Genomic DNA, 20,348 nt, shown 5'->3' with positions numbered 1-20,348 from the left:
GAGGCGGAGACCCCTTCCGGCTCTGTTACCTTGACCCGGGCTCTGGTTACCGGCAGGAAACCTGCTGATGCCGAGAGCCGGGGGTTCGAGGGGGAGGCATGGCCGGACTGCTGTCGGCTGAAGTTCACCATTTCACATACGGTCCGATCACACCGATCCTCGCGTACGCGGTGTCGGTGCTCGGCTCGCTGCTCGGGCTGACCTGCACCGCCCGCGCACGACGCCTCGATCCGGGCGCGCGCCGGGGCGGCTGGCTGATGCTGGCCGCGTGGGCGATCGGCGGAACCGGCATCTGGACCATGCACTTCATGGCGATGCTGGGCTTCGGTGTCGCCGGGGCCGCGCTGCGGTTCGACATCCCGATCACGGTGGCCTCAGCGGTGCTCGCCGTCGGGGTCGTCGGCATCGGGCTGTTCATCGTGGGACTGGGCAAGCCAAGCGTCGTACGGGTGCTCCTCGGCGGCCTGTTCACCGGTCTCGGCGTGGCGTCCATGCACTACACCGGCATGGCGGCGCTGCGCGTCGACGGCACCATCTCGCACAGCCGGAACCTCGTCATCGCCTCGGTCGTCATCGCCGTCGTGGCGGCGACCGTCGCGCTGTGGTTCACCCTCGTAGTCAGCAAACCGGGGACGACCTTCGCGTCCGCGCTGGTCATGGGCGTCGCCGTCTGCGGAATGCACTACACCGCAATGGCCGGCGTACGCGTGGAGTCCACCCAGCCGACGCTGCACCTGCACGGGGCGACCGCCGGCACGTTGCTGCTGCCGATCATCGTCCTCGTCGTGCTCGTCGTCGTGCTGCTGTTCTACGCTCTGCTCTCCGAGCCGAAAGAGGAGGACGCGGCGGCCCGCGCCTTTCTCGACCGGCAGGCCGCCGACCGTCTCGCCGCGCAGCAGGCGACGGCCGCGGCGCAGCCTATCGGCGTACGCCGGACGCGGCTGCGCTGATCGCCTCGTCGAGCTTGCTCCGCAGCCGGCTCGCCGGTTGAGCGCCGACCACCTGCCAGACGACCTGCCCACCCGAGAACAATGCGAAGGTGGGCATCGCCATCACCCCGTACGCCCGCGCGGTGGCGGGGTTCTCGTCCGCGTTCAGCTTCGCCACCTTGGCGCGTCCGGCGTACTCCCCGCTGAGCTGGTCGAGCACCGGCGCCATCTTGTGGCACGGCGGGCACCACTCGGCCCAGAACTCCACCAGGACAGGTTCGTACGCCCCCAGCACCTCGTCGGCGAAAGCGGCGTCGGTGACGGACAACGTCATGCGATCACCAGCCTGCGGCCGGCGCTCGCACGATGGTTGTGCCAGCCGATGATCGGCCTGCGACCGCTCATGAGTTCTCCTCCAGCTCCAGGCTCACCCGGCGGCGGATCTCCACCAGCCGGCCGATGCTCGCGTCGAGATCGGCGAGTTTGCGCCCGAGCACTGCGACCGAACCCGGGCATTGCGCGCCCGACTCGTGCCCCGAACGGAGGCAGTCCACGAACGGCCGGGTCTCCTCCAGTGAGAACCCGATCTCCAGCAACGACCGGATCTCCCGGACGAGCCGCAGGTCGTCCTCGGCGTACTCCCGGTAGCCGTTGGCGGAGCGCCGGGCGCTCAACAGCCCGTGCTCCTCGTAGTACCGCAGCGTGCGGGCGCTCGTCCCGGCCCGGTCGGCCAGCTCACCAATGCGCATGCGGCAACGGTAAACCTTGACGTCCGCGTGAAGGCTAGTGTGTCGCGGGTCGCCATTCGCCGGTCGACAGCACCCCCGCGGCGTACTCGCGCGCCTGCCCGGAGTCGTCGAACCACCGGATCGCCCGGCGGCCGCCCGGCTCGGTCAGCCGGACCTCCCACGCTCCGAGAAGGCTGCTCCGGATGAGCAGCTCCAGCGGCGTACCTTCGACGTCGCCGATCCAGCGCCCCGCAACGGTCATCAGAAGAGGGTAGAAAACGGGCCTTCGGGACGGTCAAGCCGACGCTCAGGTTCACACGGCGCTGAGCAGTGCCATTCCGGCGCGCAGGGAGCGGCGCTGCATGGCGTCGGCGAACGTCAGCTCGCCCCGGCACATCCCCGCGAAGGCGCGCCAGCCCGCCTTGGTCGCCATGACGGCGTGGAACGGCGCGGGGTGCTTGCGGAACGCCGTCAGCAGCCGCGATCCGGCCACCATCTCGGGTAGCAGATCCTCGCTCACCATCCGCGCGTACGCCCCGACCAGCTCCGGGGGCCGGTTCCGGTGGGTCGCGGCGGCCTGCCCGGCCAGCCGTCCGGAGCGCAGCGCGAAGCTGATGCCCTCGCGCGTCCACGGCTCCAGCAGCCCGGCCGCGTCGCCGGCCAGCAGCACCCGGTCCAGCCCCAGCGGCGAGTCGTCCGCGCGGCACCGGGTCAGATGGCCCGAGTCGTGCATCGGCTCCAGGCCGTCGAGGCCCAGTCTCCGCGCGAATTCCATGAGATACGCCTTGAGCCCGGACCCGTCGGTGCGATCCCCGATGACGCCGACCGTGAGGCGATCCCCCTTCGGGAAGACCCAGCCGTACGACCCGGGCAGCTTGCCCCAGTCGATGTGCATCCGGCCCTCCCATTCGCGGGCTCGGGCTCGGCTGACCGGCAGCTCGACCTCCAGCCCGACGTCGACCTGGGAGTACGTGGCCCCGACGTGGCGGGCCGAGACACCGCCGGAGCCGTCGGCGCCGATGAGTACGCGGGAGGTCACCGTCTCTCCACTGACGAGCCGGGCGACCGCGCGTTCCGGGTCCTGCCCGATCGACCGCACCAGCGCCTGCTCGCGGATGACCGCGCCGGACTCCTGCGCCGCCTTACGCAACGCGTGGTCGAACTCTTCGCGTACCACCATGGCGATCAGCGGCTGGTCCACTTCCCGGGTGAACTCGCGAGCCCCGCGCAAGGTGAAGGTCGAGGCGCGCACCTGGTCGCGGGCCGGCACCGAGATCCAGCCCGATGCGACACCGACCGAAGTGGACACGAGCCCGCCGCCGCAGGTCTTGTAGCGCGGATGCGTCGAGCGTTCGAGAACGACGGTGCGAGCGCCCCCACGTGCGGCGGTGATCGCCGCCGCGAGGCCCGCGGGCCCCGATCCGATGACCGCCACGTCCCAGTCTGCCGCTCGTGTCACGCTCGCCAGCATATGCGTGGACCCGGCCGCGCCGTGGCCCGGGTGAACCGCCATGATCAGCGGAAGATTCGCGGTGCCATAGCCCCACATTTTCTCCGTTGATCTCCGCCAAGCAGTAGCGGGCCGGCTCAGCCGAAGGTGTTGCACTGGCGGGGATCGCCGGTCTGATACCCCTGCGTGAACCACTGCTGGCGTTGGGCCGAGCTGCCGTGGGTGAAGCCCGCCTCGTTGATCTGCCCGCCGGACTGCTGCTGGATGCGGTCGTCGCCCACTGCTGCGGCCGCGTTCAGCGCCTCCTGGAGATCGGCGGTGGTGAGGCTCTTGAAGATCGGGACGCCGCTGGCGTCGGTCGTGCCGGAGGCGGCTTTGGCCCAGACCCCGGCATAGCAGTCCGCCTGGAGCTCCATCGCGACGGAGTACTTGTTGGCGTTGGCCGGATCGCGCTGCTGCGCGCGGCGTACCTGGGCCTCGGTGCCGAGCAGGTTCTGCACGTGGTGGCCGTATTCATGGGCCAGGACGTAGGCCTGCGCGAAGTTGCCGCCCGCGCCGAACCGGTTCGCGAGCTCGTCGTAGAAGCTCAGGTCGATGTAGACGCGCTTGTCGCCGGGGCAGTAGAACGGCCCGACGCCGGAGGTCGCCGCCCCGCACGCCGTCGAGACCTGGCCGGAGAAGAACCGGGTCGGCACGATCTCGTAGTTCTTGCCCATCGTCTGCGGCAGCGACTTCTGCCAGTACGCCTGGATCGAGTTGATGTACGCCAGGTTCCGGCACGCCGGGTCGTTGAACCGGTTGGGATTGCTCTTCGCACACGTCGTGGCGAGCGAGGAGGTGTTCGGGCTCGGGTTGGTGCCGCCGCCGAGGCCGCCCAGGTCGCCGAGGCCGGACAGGTTCCCCCGGCCGAGACAGCAGACCAGGCCGATGCAGACGACGGCGACGAGAACGATGATCAGCAGCGTGCTCTTGCCCATCTTGCCGCCGGACTGCCCGGGCTGGCCGGGCTGCCCGCCTTGACCGGTCTGACCGCGACCGCGGAAGATCATCGGCAGGAGCCCGCCGAGGCAGCCGGCCATGCCCGCGCCGCCGCCGCCGCCGAGACCGCCGCCGCCCCCGCCTCCGCCGCCACCGGAGGAGCCGGGGAAGTTCATCCCGGGGAAGCCGCCGCTGGGCGGTACGCCCCCGCCGCCTCCGCCTGAGCCGCGCATGTCCTCGACTTGACTCGGGTCGAGATCGGCGTTCTCGTTGAGCGACATGCGCCCATTGTCGCCGGTTAGAGGCGTTTTGCGGGCGTTTTCCCGGCCTCGGCGCCGGAAAACCGCTTCGGGCGGCCCGGTAGACTTGGCGCCACCATGATTACCGCAACCGGGCTCGAGCTGCGCGCCGGCAGCCGCATCCTGCTCTCCGACGCGACCCTCCGAGTTCAGCCCGGCGATCGGATCGGCCTCGTCGGCCGTAACGGCGCGGGTAAGACGACCTCCCTGAAGGTGCTGGCGGGGGAGGGCCAGCCCTACTCCGGCAAGCTGGAGAGCCGGGGGCCGGTCGGCTACCTGCCGCAGGATCCGCGTACGGGGGACCTGGAGGTCACCGCGCGTGACCGGGTTCTGTCGGCGCGGGGACTCGACGCCTTGCTGCGGGAGATGAAGGAACTCGAGCAGCTCATGGCCGACGGCGACGATCGCGCCGTACGCCGCTACGGAACGCTGGAAGACCAGTTCGCCGCGCTCGGTGGGTACGCCGCCGAGGCCGAAGCCGCCCGGATCTGCGCCAACCTGGGCCTGCCCGACCGCGTGCTCGCCCAGACGATCGGTACGCTCTCCGGCGGTCAGCGCCGCCGGATCGAGCTCGCCCGCATCCTGTTCCGCGACCTGGGTCAGCCCGGCGGCGGCATCCTGCTCCTCGACGAGCCCACGAACCACCTCGACGCCGACTCGATCACCTGGCTGCGGGCCTTCCTCGCCGGTCACAAGGGTGGCCTCGTCGTGATCTCCCACGACGCCTCGCTGCTGGAGGCGGTCGTGAACAAGGTCTGGTTCCTCGACGCCAACCGGGCCACCGTCGACGTCTACAACGTCGGCTGGAAGAAGTACCTGGAGCAGCGGCAGACCGATGAACGGCGACGGCAGCGGGAGCGCGCCAACGCCGAGAAGAAGGCCGGCGCGCTCATGGCGCAGGCCGACAAGCTGCGAGCCAAGGCGACGAAGACGGTCGCCGCGCAGAACATGGCCAAGCGGGCCGAGAAGCTCATCGGCGGGCTCGAAGAGGTGCGCTCCGCCGACAAGGTCGCCAAGGTGCGGTTCCCGACGCCCGCCCCGTGTGGGAAGACCCCGTTGACCGCTTCGGGGCTGTCGAAGGCGTACGGGTCGCTGGAGATCTTCACCGGCGTGGACGTCGCGGTGGACAAGGGATCCCGGGTCGCCATCCTCGGCCTCAACGGTGCGGGGAAGACCACGCTGCTGCGGATGCTGGCCGGCGTACTGGAGCCGGACACCGGCGAGGTGCTGGCCGGGCACGGGCTGCGCATCGGTTACTACGCCCAGGAGCACGAGCAGCTCGAGGTCGGGCGCACCATCCTCGAGCACATGCGCTCGGCCGCGCCCGACCAGACCGACACGGACCTGCGGCGCATTCTCGGCGCGTTCCTGTTCAGCGGCGACGACGTCGACAAGCCGGCCGGCGTGCTCTCCGGCGGCGAGAAGACCCGGCTGGCGCTCGCGACGCTGGTCTGCTCGGGAGCCAACGTCCTGCTGCTCGACGAGCCCACGAACAACCTCGACCCGGTCAGCCGGGAGCAGGTGCTCGACGCGATCGCCCGCTACCCGGGGGCGATCGTGCTCGTCACACACGATCCGGGCGCGGTCACGGCGCTCAAGCCGGACCGGGCGATCCTGCTGCCCGACGGCGTCGAGGACGCCTGGAGCGACGACCTGCTGGAGCTCGTCGAACTGGCCTGAGTGTCACCAGGGCGTCGCCAGCACCGCCTCCACGACGATCGCGGTGAGCGCGCCGACCGCAGTCAGCACGAGCGGCGGCGGTGGGATCGACCCACCGCGTCGCTCCGGGGCGACCGCGGCGACCGTCAGCCAGGGGAAGTACGCCAGCCAAGCGTGCTCGACGCCGCCCCGGGCCAACCCGGCGGCGACCGAGAACACCACAGCGGCTCCCGCGCCCGCCAGAAAGGGCCATCCAGGCGTGTTCCGGAGTTTGCGTACCCCGGGCACCAGAGCCGGTCCCGCGGCCAGCAGAAGGGCGACGAGGCTGATCGCCGCCCAGGGCAGCGCCGGCCGGGCCGGTTCTACTCGGGCGGCGAAATCGTTGTGCGCGCTGAGCAGCCCGTCGAACCAGTTGAACCCGGCCGCCCAGGCAGCCAGCACGGGCAGCAGCGCGCCCAGGCCACCTGCCCAGTTCAGGGCGGCCCGCCGACGGGCGAAGTTGAGGCATACCACCGTGAGACCCAGCCACGCAGCGGCGTACGAGAAGAGCGCGGCCGTGCCGAGCGCGAGGCCGGACAGCAGCGACCAGGCCAAGGCCCGCCAGCCGTGTCTGATCGTGGCCCGGACCCCGGCGGCGATCATCGCCGCGCCCAGCGTGCCCACCAGGGCGTCGATCGAGACCGCCAGCCAGACCGCCCAGGTCGCGAGGATGAGCAGCGGGGCATAGCTGCGGGCGGCGACCTCGCCGCAGACTTCGCGCACCGCGGCGAGCACCAGCGGGGCGACGAGCGCTCCGAGGGCCGTGACCGCCAGTCCGAGCAGCAGATGGTCGGTCAATCCCGCCCGCTGCAAGGCCCAGAGCAGCAGCACCGGACCCGGCGGATGCCCGCGGCTCGCGATGGACTTCTCCGCGACCGTCGCGGTATACGCGCGCAGGTACTCCCAGGGGTGATCACCCATTGCGGTGACATCGGTCAGGTAACTGTCCGGACTCAGCAGCGCGCGGGTGAATCCATCCGCACCGTCCACGTAGGCCAGACCGACGGACCACAGGAGCAATCCGCAATAGGAAACGATTACGAGCATTCCCCACCGTGCGGAATGGAACCAGCCGCGATGCGCAAAAGTAAGGACCGAAAGCGCAATCAGTGGTGCCAGCACCGTGGCCGGACCGATCTCAACTCGATAACGGCCGAGAAATGGCGCGCTCGCGGTACCGAGTGCGACTCCGGTACGCACCGCGAGCCAGGTCGCGAGGGTACCTACGGTGACCAGCGCCAACCAGGTGAAAAGGTCGTCACGTTCACGTCTGCGCGCGCCTGCGGGCTCTTCGCTCACCACGGCGCATCAGGCTATCGGGTAGCCGACAGTGGCGTGCGTGTCGGTTGGCGTGTAGTTGATATCTAGCGCATGATCGTTCCAGGCGGTCTAATAGATGAGACCGCGTAACCGCACCATCTTTCGGACGTGAGGGATTCACGATGGCAGCCACCGGCACAGCTACCACCACAGAGAAGGGTCGCCGGATCGTCGGGACCGAGCGGCAGACCCTGGCGAAGGACCTCGTCAAGCGGTACACCTCCGGGGAGAGCATCCGTGCTCTGGCCTCGTCGACGGGCCGCTCCTACGGGTTCATCCACCGGGTGCTCACCGAGGCGGGCGTCCAGCTGCGTCAGCGGGGCGGCGCGCGTCGCCGCAAGAAGGCCTGACCGCCTTCTTCCCCGACAGCGGATACGATCTGCAGGCATGACCTCGCGATCGCCACAGGACGTGCACCCGGCCGGCGACACCCCGCCGGCCGGTGTACGGATGGAGGCCGACGGTCCGATCGCGACGATCACGCTGGATCGTCCCGAAGTTCTCAACGCGCAGACCACGGCGACGTGGGAAAGCCTGCGTGACATCGGTTCGGCGCTGCGCGCCGACGTCAGAGTGGTGGTGCTCCGCGGCGAGGGGCGGGCCTTCTCGGCCGGATTAGACCTTGCCCACGCCCAGGCCAACCTGGGTGAGCTCGCCGCGGTGCCCCCCGACGAGGCCGAAGCGCGGATCGGGCGTTTCCAGGAGGCGTTCTCCTGGTTGCGCCGCACCGATATCGTCACCATCGCCGCCGTGCAGGGCCACGCCGTCGGGGCCGGCTTCCAGCTCGCGCTGGCCTGCGACTTCCGGGTCGTCGCCGACGATGCCCGATTCGCCATGAAAGAAGTGAATCTGGGCTTGGTGCCCGATTTGACCGGCACCAAGCGGCTCGTCGATCTGGTGGGCTATTCGCGCGCTCTCGAGCTGTGCGCCACCGGGCGCACGGTCGACGCGGAGGAGGCCGTCCGGATCGGGCTGGGCACTGTTCGCGTAGAGCGAACAGAACTCGACCGGGCCGCGCGGGATCTGGCGGCCGCGCTAGTCGCGGCCGACCGCAACGCCCTCATTGAGATCAAGGCCCTGATCGCGGGCGCTCACCAGCGGTCGTACGCCGAGCAGGCGCTCGCCGAGCGGCAGGCTCAGGTCCGCCGCATCCGGGAGATCGCCGGGCTGGGCGAGTAAGCCCTCGATCGGGAATGTCAGCCTTACCCGATAGGTTCTCCTTGCGGAACTGATCGGAGGCGGACTGGTGTCGATGATGGGCGGGGGCGGCGGAGGCTGGGGCATGATGCGTGCCCTCCGCGAGGAGGACGCGGTCAAGCAGCACAAGCTGACCAGCGGCACGTTCAAGCGCGTCATGCGGTTCGCCCGGCCCTACCGGCGGGACATCGCGATCTTCCTCGTGACGGTGGTCGTGTCGGCCGCGATCGGCGTGGCGACCCCGGTTCTCGCCGGTGACGTCGTGAACGCGATCGCGCCGCCGGACGCCGCCAACGGGGGCAAGGTGGTCCGCCTGGCGCTGATCATCGCGGGACTCGCCATCGTCGGCGCCGGGCTGTCGCTCGCCCAGCGGTGGTATTCGGCCCGCATCGGCGAGGGCATCATCTACCGCCTGCGCAGCGAGGTCTACGACCACGTCCAGCGGATGCCCCTGCAGTTCTTCACGCGTACGCAGACCGGCGCGCTCGTCTCCCGGCTCAACAACGACGTCCTGGGCGCGCAGCGGGCGTTCACGTCCACATTGTCCGGTGTGGTCAGCAACGTCATCCAGCTGGCCCTGACCGCCGGTGTGATGCTCAGCCTGAACTGGCAGATCACCGCCCTGTCGCTGGTGTTGCTGCCGGTCTTCATCCTGCCCGCCCGCCGGGTCGGCCGGCGGCTCGCCGCCATCACCAAGGAGTCCTACGAGCTCAACGCGACGATGAACGCCACGATGACCGAGCGCTTCGGCGTCGCCGGGGCGCTGCTGGTCAAGCTGTTCGGCCGGCCGGAAGCCGAGTCCGAGCGGTTCGGCGACAAGGCCGCCCGCGTACGCGACATCGGCATCACTTCGGCGATGTACGGGCGCGCCTTCTTCGTCGCGATGATGCTGGTCGCCTCGTTGGCTCAGGCGCTCGTCTACGGTCTCGGCGGTTGGTTCGCCGTGCACGAGACGATCTCGGCGGGCACCGTCGTCGCACTGGCCTTGCTGCTCACCCGCCTTTACGGCCCACTGACCGAGCTTTCCAACGTACGCGTCGACGTGATGAGCGCGATGGTCAGCTTCGACCGCGTCTTCGAGATCCTCGATCTGCCGCCCGCGATCGCCGAGAAGCCGGGGGCGGTGGAGATCCCCAAGGGCTCCAGCACCTTCCCGGAGGGGAGCAACAGCAGAGTCGACTTCCGGGACGTTTGGTTCCGCTATCCGACGGCCGCCGAGGTGTCGCTGGCGTCCCTGGAGGATGTGGCGACGCTCGACCGCAAGCAGACCGAACCGGTGCTGCGCGGGGTCTCCTTCACCGTCGAGCCGGGCCAGATGGTGGCGCTCGTCGGCCCCTCCGGAGCCGGGAAGTCCACGACATCGATGCTCGTGAGCCGGGTCTACGACGTGACCGAAGGCTCGGTGTCCGTCGGCGGGATCGACGTACGCGACGCCACGCTCGCGTCGCTGCGCGACACCATCGGCGTGGTCACCCAGGACGCCCACCTGTTCCACGAGACGATCGCCGCGAACCTGCGGTATGCCAAGCCCGACGCGACCGACGACGAGATCTGGGCGGCGTTGCGAGGCGCGCAGGTCGAGGAACTGGTCCGTGCGCTGCCCGACGGGCTGGAGACGGTCGTCGGCGAGCGCGGCTACCGGTTCTCCGGTGGCGAGAAGCAGCGCATCGCGATCGCCCGAATCCTGCTGAAGGCGCCGTCGGTCGTCATCCTCGACGAGGCGACCGCCCACCTCGACTCCGAGAGTGAGGCTGCCGTGCAGCGCGCGCTGTCGGTGGCGCTCGCCGGGCGTACGGCGCTGGTCATCGCACACCGGCTGTCGACGGTGCGGGAGGCCGACCAGATCCTGGTGCTCGACGACGGCCGGATCGTCGAACGGGGCACCCACGACGAGCTGGTCGCCGCCGGTGGTTTGTACGGCGACCTCTACCGGACGCAGTTCAGCTCGTCTCCTGTGGACTCGCCGCTCAAGTCCGTCGCTTGACCCAGCCGCACTCCGCGCCGGCACTTGGCGCTCGCATGATCGTTCGCGATATCCGGGATAACGTCCCCTCGCACAGTGTTCGAGACCGCGTTATCCCGGATGTCGCGCGCACAAGCGCCCCTGCATCCGCCCGTGCGCCCGTGCGCCCGCACGCGACCCCGCGCACCGCGCCCGCCCGTGCGGGGAAGCGACGGGCGTGGCCGGCACGGGCGGGGCAGCGGCGGGCGGAGAGCGGGGACCCTCAGCGGATCCCCGCCTCGTCGCACAGGAACTGGACGACCTCGAGTTCGTCCACGTGGGACAGTCCACGCGCCCGGAACCAGGTCAGCACGTTGTGCACGTCCCGGGTCAGGAAGCGCCGCCCATGCGGGTTGGCGACGACGTCGACGATCTGCGGCAGATCGATGACGACGAGCCGTCCTTCGTGGACGAGGATGTTGTACGGCGACAGGTCGCCGTGGGCGTACCCGCTGCGGGCCAGGACGCGCAGCCCGATCAGCAGTTGCTCCCACAGATCGGTCAGATCCGCGTCTTCCGGGCGGATCGCGGCCAGCCGAGGCGCGGCCACGCCGTCCGGCGTACCGATGAACTCCATGAGGATCTCGGTGCCGAGGATCTGCACCGGATAGGGCGTGAACGGGGCGACGTCCAGGGTCTGGGCGGTCTCCCAGAGCTTGCAGAGCGCCCCGAACTCGGCGTACGCCCACTGCCCGGCGATCGCCTCCTTGCCGAACGCGGTGCGAGCGGCGACCGCTCGGTTGACCCGGCTGTCGCGCGTACGCCGGCCTTCCAGATATCCGGCATCCCGGTGGAACATCCGGTGATCGCTGTCCCGGTACCGTTTGGCCGCCATGAGCGTGCCGTATCCGGTCTCCGGAACCTCGCGCCGGATCAGGAAGACGTCGGCTTCCTTGCCCGTTTTGAGCATGCCGCGTTCGGTGTCGACCGCGGCGAGTTCGGTGACTACCCACTCGGGATGCGGCAGCGGGCCGCGTTCGGTGGGGGAGGACAGATCCCAAGTGGACCAGCGATCGCCGGTCTCCGGGCCGTCCGGGTTCTCATCCCATTCGGGATCGTGGTCGAGGAACTTCTCGAAAGTGTCGGTGTCGGTCAGCGAGAAGTCGTCGTCGTCGAATTTGCGCTTGTTGCGCACTTGAGCGGCTCCTTGAGCGAAGAGGAAAGGGGAACGGCGCAGGGCACGGCAAAGACAGCCATCTGGCTCCCCTCCTCTCACTCACACACCACGCCGTAACAAGACAGGCCGTGGTGGCGGCCATGATCAAACGCCGACCAGTCTAGGCGACGCGGCCGCAGGAGTGTCAACCGATTTTCCGCGTGACGCCCTACACTCCGAGCATGTCGACCGCCGAGGTATCGATGATCGCCGTACCGCCGCGCAGTCGGGGAGTCACTGTCCTGGTAGTGCTGCAAAGCGCGCTGGCCTGCTGCTATTACGTCGGCGCAGGTGGGTTGTATCTCCTCGTCAGCGCCAAGAACGGATGGCCCGGGTGGCTGGGCCCGGACCACGATCCCAAGGGCTACTGGCCGGCCTTCCTGTGGCCGCTCTATCTGCCGGTCGCCGTCTCGGTGGGGGCAGGACTCGTCTTCGCGCCGGTTTTGGCGATCGTCGGTGGAGCAAACCTCGTCCGTCCGTCCGTACGCGCCAATCGCCGGCTCTTCTGGACGCTCGCCGCCACCACGCTGCTCTGTGCGGGAATGGTGGTGCTGATCATGACGCCGCTCGGGCAGCACCTCCAAGCCTGGATGCTCGACTAGTCGATCACCCGGTCGCGGAGTCGATCAGGGCCATCGGGACACGACACGCCGGTCGAGCATGACCGAAAGTTCATGATCAACGGGAAAGCGTCAACGGGAAAGCGTCAACGGGAAAGCGTCAACGGGAAAGCGTCAACGGGGACAAGGCGTCAGCGCTTCCGGACGGTCTCCTCGACGAGGTCGAGCACGGGACCGAGGTCCCCGGCCGGCCGCCCCATGGCCAGGTGCAGCACAAGCCCGTCGTACGCCAGCTCCAGAAAGCGCATGAGCGCGTCCAGGGGAACGTCGTCGCGCAGGGTCCCGGCGTCGCGCTGCCGCTTGAGTCGTTCGGCGGTCGCGCTTTCGATGGCGCTCGTCCGCTGCACCCAACGCTCGGCGAACCCGGGATCTGTGCGTACGCGTCGGGAGACCTCGAGCTGGGTGCCGAGCCAGCCGGACGCCTCGGGATCGGTGGCGCGGGCGAGCAGATCGCGCATGACCTGCACGAGCCCGTTGCGGGCCACGGTCTCGACCATCTCCGCGGCGTCGTCCTCGGCGACCGCGAGGAACAGGGAGTCCTTGTCGCGGAAGTGGTGGAAGATCGCGCCCCGGGACAGGCCGGTCGCCTCCTCCAGCCGCCGGACGGTCGCGCCTTCGTAGCCGTAGCGCGCGAAACAGGCCCGGGCGGCGGTGAGGATCTCCTCCCGCCGGGCTTCCAACTGGTCCTGACTCACCCTCGGCACATTACGATCCTCCCAGGTCAACCAAGTCTTCGCAATCCGTACGTACGGCTTGCTGGGACGCGTCGGCTTCGCGAGGGGGACTATCGTGACCGCATGCTGACCCCGCTCACCGTCGCCGCCGTCCAGGCGCCCTCGGTCCCCGGCGACGTCGCGGCCAACGCGCGGGCCGCCGCCGAGCTGGCCGGGCAGGCCGCCGATCGCGGCGCCCGGTTGTGCGTACTCCCCGAGCTCTTCCTGCCCGCGTACCATCCGCCGGCCCTCGCCGACCTGGTCACGGATGTCGCGGCAGAGGCCGGTGAGGTGGCGGACGCGAGGCTCGACCCGGTCCGGGCCGCGGCGCGTGACCGGCAGATCGTCATTCTTTCCGGAGCGGCGGTACGCGATGAGCACGACCGGCGTACGTGCGCCATCGTGGTGGCCGACGGCTCGGGACGCGTCCGAGTGGCGTACGAGAAGAACTTCCTCTGCGGACCAGAGGAGAAGGCGCTCTTCGTGCCCGGTTCGCAGGGCGCAACCCTGCATGTCGACGGCTGGCGGCTCGGGCTGGGCGTCTGCTACGACGGCTGCTTCCCGGAGCACGCCCGGGCGGCACAGGCCGACGAGGTGCACGGAATGGTCTACCCAGCGGCGTACGTGACCGGCTCGGAGCACCGCCGGGACGTCTATTACGCCGCACGCGCCCTGGACAACACCGGCTACGTCGTCTATGCCAATGCGGTCGACGGCGCAGCGCCGTGGACCTTCAACGGCGGCGCGGCGGTGTACGACCCGGAGGGTCGCGCGGTGGTCCGAGGGCCGAATTCTGGCACATCGGTGCTGGTGGCGACGCTTTCCCCGGAGGCGCTGGCAGAGACCCGGGCCGGGCACACGATGCTGACCGATCGACCGATGCAGATGTCGAACGATGCGGTGGCCACCCGCGCTCAGGTCTATACGTGAGGACCCTTTCCTAGTGAGGCGCAGGTCACGTATTGTGCGGCCGTGCCATTGCTGCTCCTTGACCTCGACAACACCCTGATCGACCGCACCGGGGCGTTCAAGGCCTGGGCCGAATGGTTCCTGTCGGAGATCGGTGCGCCCGCGTACGACGTGGACTGGCTGCTGGACGTGGACGCGGACGGGCTGACCGACCGCTGGGACGTCGCCGAGGCCATCCGCGACCGGTACGCCATCCGCGCGTCCATCGTCGATATGGTCGACGAGCTGTTCGAAGGCATGATCGAGCACACCCGGTTCGATCCGATGGTGGGTGCCGCCCTGCGGATCGCAGCTGACGCGGGCTGGATCCCGGTGATCGTGACCAACGGCAGCACCCGTATGCAGGAGGCGAAGATCCGCCGCACCGGATTGGACCGATTCGTTGCGGACTGGGTGATCTCCGAGGAGGTCGACTGCCGCAAACCCAACCCGCGGATCTTCGAGATCGCGGCCGAACGCGCCCGGCTACGCCTGCGCGGCGCGTGGATGATCGGCGACAGCCCGGAGTCCGACATCGGCGGTGCGGCCGGCCTCGGGCTGCCCAGCATCTGGATCCGGCGAGGTCGCGAGTGGACCGAACGCCGGTTCGCGCCGACCCGCGCGGTCAACGGCGTCATCCAAGCCGTGGCCGCCGTGATGTCTTTGGCACACTCTCGCTGACTATCTTTTGTGGACGGGTCAAGGGGTTGATCGTTTCTCGGCATCTTGTGTGCCGGTTGGGTTTTCCCCCGGTTAGTGGTCCGACAGGCGTTCTAAAATTTGGGTCATGGGCACGGGGGTGTTGGCGCAGGCAGAGGCGGATGTTGCCGAGCTTGCTGCCGGTCCCCTGTGGACGTTGTCCGACGCGGAGATCACCGACGAGGTACGCCGTGTCGATGTGCTCATGCGGCGGCTGTCAGCCCGCATGCTGGGCTTGGTCGGCGAGGCTGACAACCGGGAAATGGCCTACAACGCGGGTGCGACCACGACCGCGGCGTGGTTGACGTTTCTGCTGGCGATCCGGCATAAAGACGCCGTCGAACAGGTCAAACTCGCTCGTCTGCTGCCGGGTGTGCCGGTCGCGCAGCAGGCTCTGGCCGATGGGCGGATCAACCCGGGGCAGGCGCAGGTGATCGCCAAGACCGTGCACGACCTGCCTGCCGCCGTGGGTGATCTCGGTAAGACCAAAGCGGCTGAGGTGCTGACCGGCCTGGCCGCCGACGACCACCTGCGCCCGGACGTCCTCGATAAACACCGCCGGCACATCCTTGAACTGGTGGCCCCGGAGATCGCCGAACAACGCCTACGCAAGGAGTTGGAACGGGCCGAGCGGTCGGCGCACGACCGGCGGGACTTCACCCTGATCCCGAACGGTGAAGGCGAATACCGCATCCGCGGGGTGTTGGACGCGGAGATGGCTGCGATCCTCCGCGCGGCATTGGACCCACTTTCGGCACCACGGCGGCCCGCACCTACCGCCGTGCCAGCAGGTGCCGAAGCAGAGGCAGACGCGGCAGGCGGCGAAGCCCCGCATGGCGGCAGCGGCGGTTCGAGGCTCGGTCTCGCGTTCGGCGGGCCCGTGTCGGCACCGGCGGACGGCGCGGCGACCGCGGCCGAGGCGGATCCGGCAGGCGATGCGCATCCGTCGCACGGCGCGGGTGGCCGGACGGGCCGGGTGTTGCCGGGTGATCCGGATCTGCGGTCGGCCGGTGCACGCCGCGCGGACGCGCTGATCGAGCTGTGCGAGCGGATCCTGCACGCGGGCGAACTGCCGGACAACGGCGGCCAGAAACCGCATCTCACGGTCACCCTGCCGTGGGAGCAGCTGAAAGCCAAAGTCGGCGCCGGACTGCTCGACACCGGCGACCTACTTACCCCGGAAACCGTCCGCCGCCTCGCCTGCGACGCGATCATCATCCCCGCCGTCTTGGGCGGCGACGGTCAGGTCCTCGACGTCGGCCGCGCCCGCCGCCTCATCGACGGCCCACTACGACGCGCGCTCGTGTTGCGAGACAACGGATGCGCCTTCCCCGGATGCGATCGCCCACCGCAGTGGTGCGACGGCCACCACGTCCAAGCGTGGGCAGACGGCGGCACCACCTGTTTAGCGAACTCTGTCCTGCTTTGCGGCTTCCACCATCGCGAAATCCACCACGGACACTGGCAAGTACGCATCAGAACCGACGGCTTCCCCGAATTCCTCCCACCCACCTTCGTCGACCCGCAACAGCGGCCCGTGCAGAACACCCTGCACAGACGCTGCTGAACAGTCGGCCGATGTTACGAGTCGATCAGCACCTCCTTGCCGCTGCAGATGTGGTACTGCCTGGAGTCGGGGATCTCACGGCCCAGCTGGGGAACTCAATATCCGGGCCTTCTGCTGCGCGTACTCCTCGTCGTTGACAGCGCCGACTTGGCGCAGCCGCTCCAATTCGGCCAAGAGCAGGACCGGATCGGTCGCCATCCTGGCCGCCACCTCATCTGCGATCCGGCGCGCCATCGCGTTGTCCCGGGCCCGACCGAGCAGGCCCAGGACAACGCTCACGACGAGAAGTACCACGAAGATCGTAATGATCGTCTTCACTACGCCAGCGTATGCGCCCGCCGCCACGAAGGTTGGTGCAGGTCACTTAGCGAGGGTTCGGGCCAGGACGCCGATGTCGGCCTGGTCGGTGAACAGCCCGTCGATCCCCGTACGCAGGAAGGCCACCTGCTCGTCAAGCGCACGACCGTACGCGTTGGGGTCGGAGCCCACCCGGTAGTCGGCGGGCAGGAACTGGTTCTCCGCGCGGAAGGTGTACGGGTGCACCACGAGGCCGGCGGCGTGCGCGTCGTCTACCAGGGACGTCGGGGCGGCCAGCGTACCGTCGGCGTTGCGCGGGATGATCAGGGACTTGTCCGGCCCGATGCCGTCGGCGAACTCGGCCAGCGTGGCGAGCCCGGCCGGGCTGAGGTACTCCTTGTAGGACTTGGGATCGGCGAACGGCGTACCACTTGCACTGGCCAGGAAGACCAGCGGAACGCGGACGCCGAGTTCGGCGCGAAGCTTGCGGAGGTTCGCGGCTTCGAAGGATTGCACGAAGACCGGCGCGGTTCGGCGGTCGAGGCCGTGCTCGCGGAGCGCCTGGACTAGCGGGGCCTCGAGCGCGAGACCGGCGGCGCGAAAGTAGGTCGGGTGCTTGGTCTCCGGATAGACGCCGATCTCCCGGCCCAGCTCGCGGCTCAGGCGCTCGCGCAGCCGCAGGACCTCCGCGAACGTGGGCACCTCGAACAGTCCGTTGTAGAGCGTGTTGCGCTGGCGGACCGCGGGAAGTCGCTCGACCGCGCGCAGCGTTTTGAGCTCCGCGAGGGTGAAGTCCTCGGTGAACCAGCCGGTCACGGCGCCGCCGTCGATCTGCTTGATGGTCCGGCGACCGGCGAACTCGGTGTGCTCGGCGACGTTCGTCGTGCCCGAGATCTCGTTCTCGTGCCGCGCGACCAGCACACCGTCCTTCGTGGACACCAGGTCGGGCTCGATGAAGTCGGCCCCCATCCGCGCCGCCAGCTCGTACGAGGCCAGCGTGTGCTCGGGTCGATATCCGCTCGCCCCGCGATGTCCGATCACCAGCGGCCCGCGCCGTCGCGGCTGGTCGGACGCGGCGGCCGGAGCGGCCGCCAGCAAGGGGGCGGCTCCGGCCGCGATCGCGCTCATCTTCAACAAACTACGCCTGTCAGCCATGCGGCCCATTTGAGACCATTCAGTGGTACGCCGAAAGGCGATCACTTGTCCGGCAGGCGAACATCGGCGACTACGGCAATTGCTGCGTGGGCGGCTCCGGGGTGGAGGCCGGCGGGGCGGGCGGCGGCGTATGCCGGGCGCTGAAGTCCGGCAGGGTGCCGCCGAGCGACAGATAGATCCGGAGGACGGCGTACGCCGCAAGCGCCGCGATGCCGAGGTCGACCAGGCCCATCACGAGGTGTTCCAGCGCGCCGAGCGCCGAACGGGCGTTGCCGACGTAGTCGAAGACCCGGCCGAGGCCGAGCACGAAGGCGACGAATCCGAAGAAGATCGCCACCAGGTACTCCACCAGCGCGATCGCCGCCATCAGCTTGCTCATCGGCAGGATCGGCGTGATCTGGGTCGCGATCAGCAGGGCGAGTAGCGGCAGGACGATCGTGTAGAGCGTGACAAAGCCGGCCGACACCGACCGGGAGCTGATCGTGGAGTCCGGTGACGGCAGCAGCCAGCCGAAGAAGGTGAAGAACAGGTGCAGGGCGACGTAGCCCAGCAACGCCCAGGCGAACAGCGGCCGCAACGCCTTCACGGCGCTGCCCGGCGAGGACGGGATCGAGGGGGTGGTCATGAGGGTAAGGAATATCGCCCGGCGGCTCTTCTCGCAACAGCTCAGCCGGGCCTGGTGGTGCCTCGTGGTGCCTCGTGGTGCCTCGTGGTGCCTTGGAGCGCCAAAAGACTGCTCGGCCGGTGCGACGGATGCCGCACCGGCCGAGCTCACCTCGACTGAGCCCTGGTGATCAGCCGAGGCCGTTCTTCATGGCGGTGATGAGCGTGCCGCCCGTGGTGTCGCCGGAGAGCTCCCAGAAGAAGGCTCCGCCGAGACCCTGGTTCTTGCTGTAGGTCATCTTGCCGCCGATGGTGCTGGGCGTGTCATAGCTCCACCACTGTCCACTGCAGAAGGCGTACGCGGTCCCCGCGACCGTGCCCGTGGGCGGGCACTTCGTCGAGATGACCTTGTAGTCCTCGATGCCGGCCTCGTAGGTGCCCGGCGCGGCTCCGGTGGCGGTGCCACCGGGTGTGGACTGGGTGACGCCGGTCCAGCCCCGGCCGTAGAAGCCGATGCCGAGCAGCAGCTTCGACCGCGGTACGCCCTTGCCGACCAGCTTCTGGATCGCGTTGTCGGAGTAGAACCCGGCGATCGGGATGCCCGAGTACGACGTCAGCGGCGAGTGCGGAGCGGTCGGGCCGGTCGTGGCCCAGGCGCCGAAGAAGTCGTAGGTCATGACGTTGTACCAGTTCACGTACTGCGAGGCACCGGCGTAGTCGGCGGCGTCGATCTTGCCGCCGGAGGTGCCGTCCGCCGTGATCGCGGCGGTGATGAGGTAGCTGGAGCCGAACTTGGTCCGCAGCGCCGACATCAGGTTCTTGAAGGCCGCCGCGCCGCTGGTGTCACAGGACAGACCACAAGCGTTCGGGTACTCCCAGTCGATGTCGATGCCGTCGAACACGTCCGCCCAGCGCGGGTCCTCCACCAGGTTGTAGCAGGAGTTCGCGAACGCCGTCGGGTTCGCCGCCGCCTGGCCGAAGCCGCCGGACCAGGTCCAGCCGCCGAACGACCAGATGACCTTGATGTTCGGGTAGAGCTTCTTCAGCTTCCGCAACTGGTTGAAGTTGCCCCGCAGGGCGCCCGCGTCCCAGGTGTCGGTGGTGCCGTCCACACTGGAGGCGGCGTCGTAGAACTTGTCGTAGTCGGCGTACGCGTCACCGATCTGGCAGGCGCCGCCGGTCACGTTGCCGAAGGCGTAGTTGATGTAGCCCAGCTTCGCCGCCGAACCGCTGGTGGCGATGTTCTTCACGTGGTAGTTGCGCTGGTAGACGCCCCAGTTGGTGAAGTAGCCGAGCAGCTTGTTGCCACCGCCGCCGGGCGGCGAGGTGGTCACCGACGGGCTCGGGGAGGCCGTCGTGGGGCTCGGGCTCGGCGACGAGGTCGTCCGCGAGGGCGACGGCGACGGCGACGAAGTGGTCCGGGACGGCGACGGCGACGCCGTGGTGGCCGACGGCGACGGGTTGCCACCCGGCCCGGTCACGACGAAGTCGTCGGCCCAGTAGCTGCCGGTGCCGTACCAGCCGTGCACGTTGACCGTAAGCGACGTCTGCGACGCGCCGGTGGTGAACGTGGTGCTCAGCTGAGTCCACGCGCTTGCGGCGGCCGGGTTCCAGACTTCGGAGCCGCCGGTGACGCCGAGGTAGACGTAGCCGCCTCCGCCGTTCACCCACGCCGACACCGTGTATGCGGTGTTCGGCTGGACTGCGACGGTCTGGCTGCACAGCGCGTTGTCCGAGGAGCTCGCCGCGCCCTGGAGCGACTTGGTGCCACTGTGGACAGGGCTGCCGACGACGCTGCCGAGGTTGCCCGAACAGGTCCACGGCGACAGTGCGCCGGTTTCGAGGCCCGGGTTGGTGAGCAGATTGGTCGCGGCGTCGGCCGTGGTCGCGAAGACCAGCGAGACGCCGCCGGCGAGGACGGCGGCCGCGGCCGCCGCCACGAGCCTGAGCCGGGGGGAGAGATGTCTGAGGTTCATCTGATGTGCCACC

21 protein-coding genes and 1 pseudogene are annotated in these 20,348 nt (G+C 69.2%); 10 read left to right on the top strand and 12 right to left on the bottom strand.

The window, feature by feature from the left end; genetic code table 11:
• Positions 1 to 98 precede the first annotated feature (98 nt).
• Positions 99 to 950: an MHYT domain-containing protein gene (locus HOV77_RS03930; RefSeq protein WP_290857752.1), complete on the top strand. Its 852-nt coding sequence runs from the start codon at positions 99 to 101 to the stop codon at positions 948 to 950.
• On the opposite strand, the gene trxA is transcribed toward HOV77_RS03930, so the two are convergent.
• The 5 genes from trxA to HOV77_RS03905 form a co-directional block, all read right to left on the bottom strand.
• Positions 919 to 1,263, bottom strand: a complete 345-nt coding sequence (gene trxA, locus HOV77_RS03925; RefSeq protein ID WP_290857751.1) for a thioredoxin — start codon at positions 1,261 to 1,263, stop codon at positions 919 to 921. The two genes, HOV77_RS03930 and trxA, sit on opposite strands and share 32 nt — an antisense overlap.
• 67 nt (positions 1,264 to 1,330) lie before the next feature.
• A complete protein-coding gene (locus HOV77_RS03920) occupies positions 1,331 to 1,678 on the bottom strand; it encodes a MerR family transcriptional regulator (RefSeq protein WP_290857750.1) in 348 nt (115 codons plus the stop codon).
• A 34-nt stretch (positions 1,679 to 1,712) separates the two neighbouring features.
• Positions 1,713 to 1,919, bottom strand: coding sequence for a hypothetical protein (locus HOV77_RS03915; RefSeq protein WP_290857749.1), 207 nt, complete (start codon positions 1,917 to 1,919; stop codon positions 1,713 to 1,715).
• 51 nt (positions 1,920 to 1,970) lie between these two features.
• Positions 1,971 to 3,116 (bottom strand): geranylgeranyl reductase family protein, encoded by a 1,146-nt coding sequence (locus HOV77_RS03910; protein ID WP_290857748.1) that lies wholly within the window; start codon positions 3,114 to 3,116, stop codon positions 1,971 to 1,973.
• Positions 3,117 to 3,244: 128 nt separating this feature from the next.
• A complete protein-coding gene (locus HOV77_RS03905; RefSeq protein WP_290857747.1) occupies positions 3,245 to 4,366 on the bottom strand; it encodes a neutral zinc metallopeptidase in 1,122 nt (373 codons plus the stop codon).
• A 96-nt stretch (positions 4,367 to 4,462) separates the two neighbouring features.
• Here HOV77_RS03905 and HOV77_RS03900 point away from each other — a divergent pair, with 96 nt between their 5' ends.
• A complete protein-coding gene (locus tag HOV77_RS03900) occupies positions 4,463 to 6,064 on the top strand; it encodes an ABC-F family ATP-binding cassette domain-containing protein (protein ID WP_290857746.1) in 1,602 nt (533 codons plus the stop codon).
• A 3-nt stretch (positions 6,065 to 6,067) separates the two neighbouring features.
• On the opposite strand, the gene HOV77_RS03895 is transcribed toward HOV77_RS03900, so the two are convergent.
• Positions 6,068 to 7,129: a hypothetical protein gene (locus HOV77_RS03895; RefSeq protein ID WP_290857745.1), complete on the bottom strand. Its 1,062-nt coding sequence runs from the start codon at positions 7,127 to 7,129 to the stop codon at positions 6,068 to 6,070.
• 395 nt (positions 7,130 to 7,524) lie between these two features.
• On the opposite strand from HOV77_RS03895, the gene HOV77_RS03890 reads away from it, so the two are divergent.
• The 3 genes and pseudogenes from HOV77_RS03890 to HOV77_RS03880 form a co-directional block, all read left to right on the top strand.
• Complete coding sequence (locus HOV77_RS03890) at positions 7,525 to 7,752, top strand: helix-turn-helix domain-containing protein (RefSeq protein ID WP_027343421.1); 228 nt, start codon at positions 7,525 to 7,527, stop codon at positions 7,750 to 7,752.
• A 100-nt stretch (positions 7,753 to 7,852) separates the two neighbouring features.
• Positions 7,853 to 8,581 carry an enoyl-CoA hydratase/isomerase family protein gene (locus tag HOV77_RS03885; protein WP_290857744.1) on the top strand — a complete coding sequence of 243 codons (729 nt, stop codon included), beginning with the start codon at positions 7,853 to 7,855 and terminating at the stop codon, positions 8,579 to 8,581.
• A 73-nt stretch (positions 8,582 to 8,654) separates the two neighbouring features.
• Positions 8,655 to 10,544, top strand: a pseudogene (locus HOV77_RS03880) (ABC transporter ATP-binding protein); the annotation flags it as partial.
• A gap of 280 nt (positions 10,545 to 10,824) precedes the next feature.
• Here the strand turns inward: HOV77_RS03880 and HOV77_RS03875 are convergent.
• Positions 10,825 to 11,736 carry an RIO1 family regulatory kinase/ATPase gene (locus tag HOV77_RS03875; RefSeq protein WP_290857743.1) on the bottom strand — a complete coding sequence of 304 codons (912 nt, stop codon included), beginning with the start codon at positions 11,734 to 11,736 and terminating at the stop codon, positions 10,825 to 10,827.
• 203 nt (positions 11,737 to 11,939) lie between these two features.
• Here HOV77_RS03875 and HOV77_RS03870 point away from each other — a divergent pair, with 203 nt between their 5' ends.
• The gene (locus HOV77_RS03870; protein WP_290857742.1) at positions 11,940 to 12,359 is read left to right on the top strand and encodes a hypothetical protein; all 420 of its coding nucleotides are present in this window, start codon (positions 11,940 to 11,942) and stop codon (positions 12,357 to 12,359) included.
• 149 nt (positions 12,360 to 12,508) lie between these two features.
• Here HOV77_RS03870 and HOV77_RS03865 read toward each other — a convergent pair whose 3' ends face one another.
• Complete coding sequence (locus HOV77_RS03865) at positions 12,509 to 13,081, bottom strand: TetR/AcrR family transcriptional regulator (protein WP_290857741.1); 573 nt, start codon at positions 13,079 to 13,081, stop codon at positions 12,509 to 12,511.
• Between the two features lie 93 nt (positions 13,082 to 13,174).
• Here HOV77_RS03865 and HOV77_RS03860 point away from each other — a divergent pair, with 93 nt between their 5' ends.
• From HOV77_RS03860 to HOV77_RS03850, 3 genes are all read left to right on the top strand, one after another.
• On the top strand, positions 13,175 to 14,020 hold the full coding sequence (locus tag HOV77_RS03860) for a carbon-nitrogen hydrolase family protein (protein ID WP_290857740.1): 846 nt from the start codon (positions 13,175 to 13,177) through the stop codon (positions 14,018 to 14,020).
• 42 nt (positions 14,021 to 14,062) lie between these two features.
• Positions 14,063 to 14,719 (top strand): HAD family hydrolase, encoded by a 657-nt coding sequence (locus HOV77_RS03855; protein WP_290857739.1) that lies wholly within the window; start codon positions 14,063 to 14,065, stop codon positions 14,717 to 14,719.
• A 106-nt stretch (positions 14,720 to 14,825) separates the two neighbouring features.
• Complete coding sequence (locus HOV77_RS03850) at positions 14,826 to 16,304, top strand: HNH endonuclease signature motif containing protein (protein ID WP_290857738.1); 1,479 nt, start codon at positions 14,826 to 14,828, stop codon at positions 16,302 to 16,304.
• A gap of 75 nt (positions 16,305 to 16,379) precedes the next feature.
• On the opposite strand, the gene HOV77_RS03845 is transcribed toward HOV77_RS03850, so the two are convergent.
• From HOV77_RS03845 to HOV77_RS03835, 3 genes are all read right to left on the bottom strand, one after another.
• Complete coding sequence (locus HOV77_RS03845) at positions 16,380 to 16,622, bottom strand: hypothetical protein (protein ID WP_290857735.1); 243 nt, start codon at positions 16,620 to 16,622, stop codon at positions 16,380 to 16,382.
• 42 nt (positions 16,623 to 16,664) lie between these two features.
• Positions 16,665 to 17,756 carry a glycerophosphodiester phosphodiesterase gene (locus HOV77_RS03840; protein ID WP_290857729.1) on the bottom strand — a complete coding sequence of 364 codons (1,092 nt, stop codon included), beginning with the start codon at positions 17,754 to 17,756 and terminating at the stop codon, positions 16,665 to 16,667.
• A 70-nt stretch (positions 17,757 to 17,826) separates the two neighbouring features.
• A complete protein-coding gene (locus HOV77_RS03835; RefSeq protein ID WP_290857725.1) occupies positions 17,827 to 18,381 on the bottom strand; it encodes a hypothetical protein in 555 nt (184 codons plus the stop codon).
• On the opposite strand from HOV77_RS03835, the gene HOV77_RS03830 reads away from it, so the two are divergent.
• Positions 18,380 to 18,550: a hypothetical protein gene (locus HOV77_RS03830; protein ID WP_290857719.1), complete on the top strand. Its 171-nt coding sequence runs from the start codon at positions 18,380 to 18,382 to the stop codon at positions 18,548 to 18,550. The two genes, HOV77_RS03835 and HOV77_RS03830, sit on opposite strands and share 2 nt — an antisense overlap.
• Here the strand turns inward: HOV77_RS03830 and HOV77_RS03825 are convergent, their stop codons facing one another.
• Complete coding sequence (locus HOV77_RS03825) at positions 18,551 to 20,335, bottom strand: glycosyl hydrolase family 18 protein (RefSeq protein WP_290857713.1); 1,785 nt, start codon at positions 20,333 to 20,335, stop codon at positions 18,551 to 18,553.
• Positions 20,336 to 20,348 lie beyond the last annotated feature (13 nt).

Origin of the sequence: Hamadaea sp., assembly GCF_013362815.1 — a bacterium.
Taxonomy (GTDB): Bacteria; Actinomycetota; Actinomycetes; order Mycobacteriales; family Micromonosporaceae; genus Hamadaea.
This window is presented reverse-complemented; position numbering and strand designations above follow the sequence as displayed.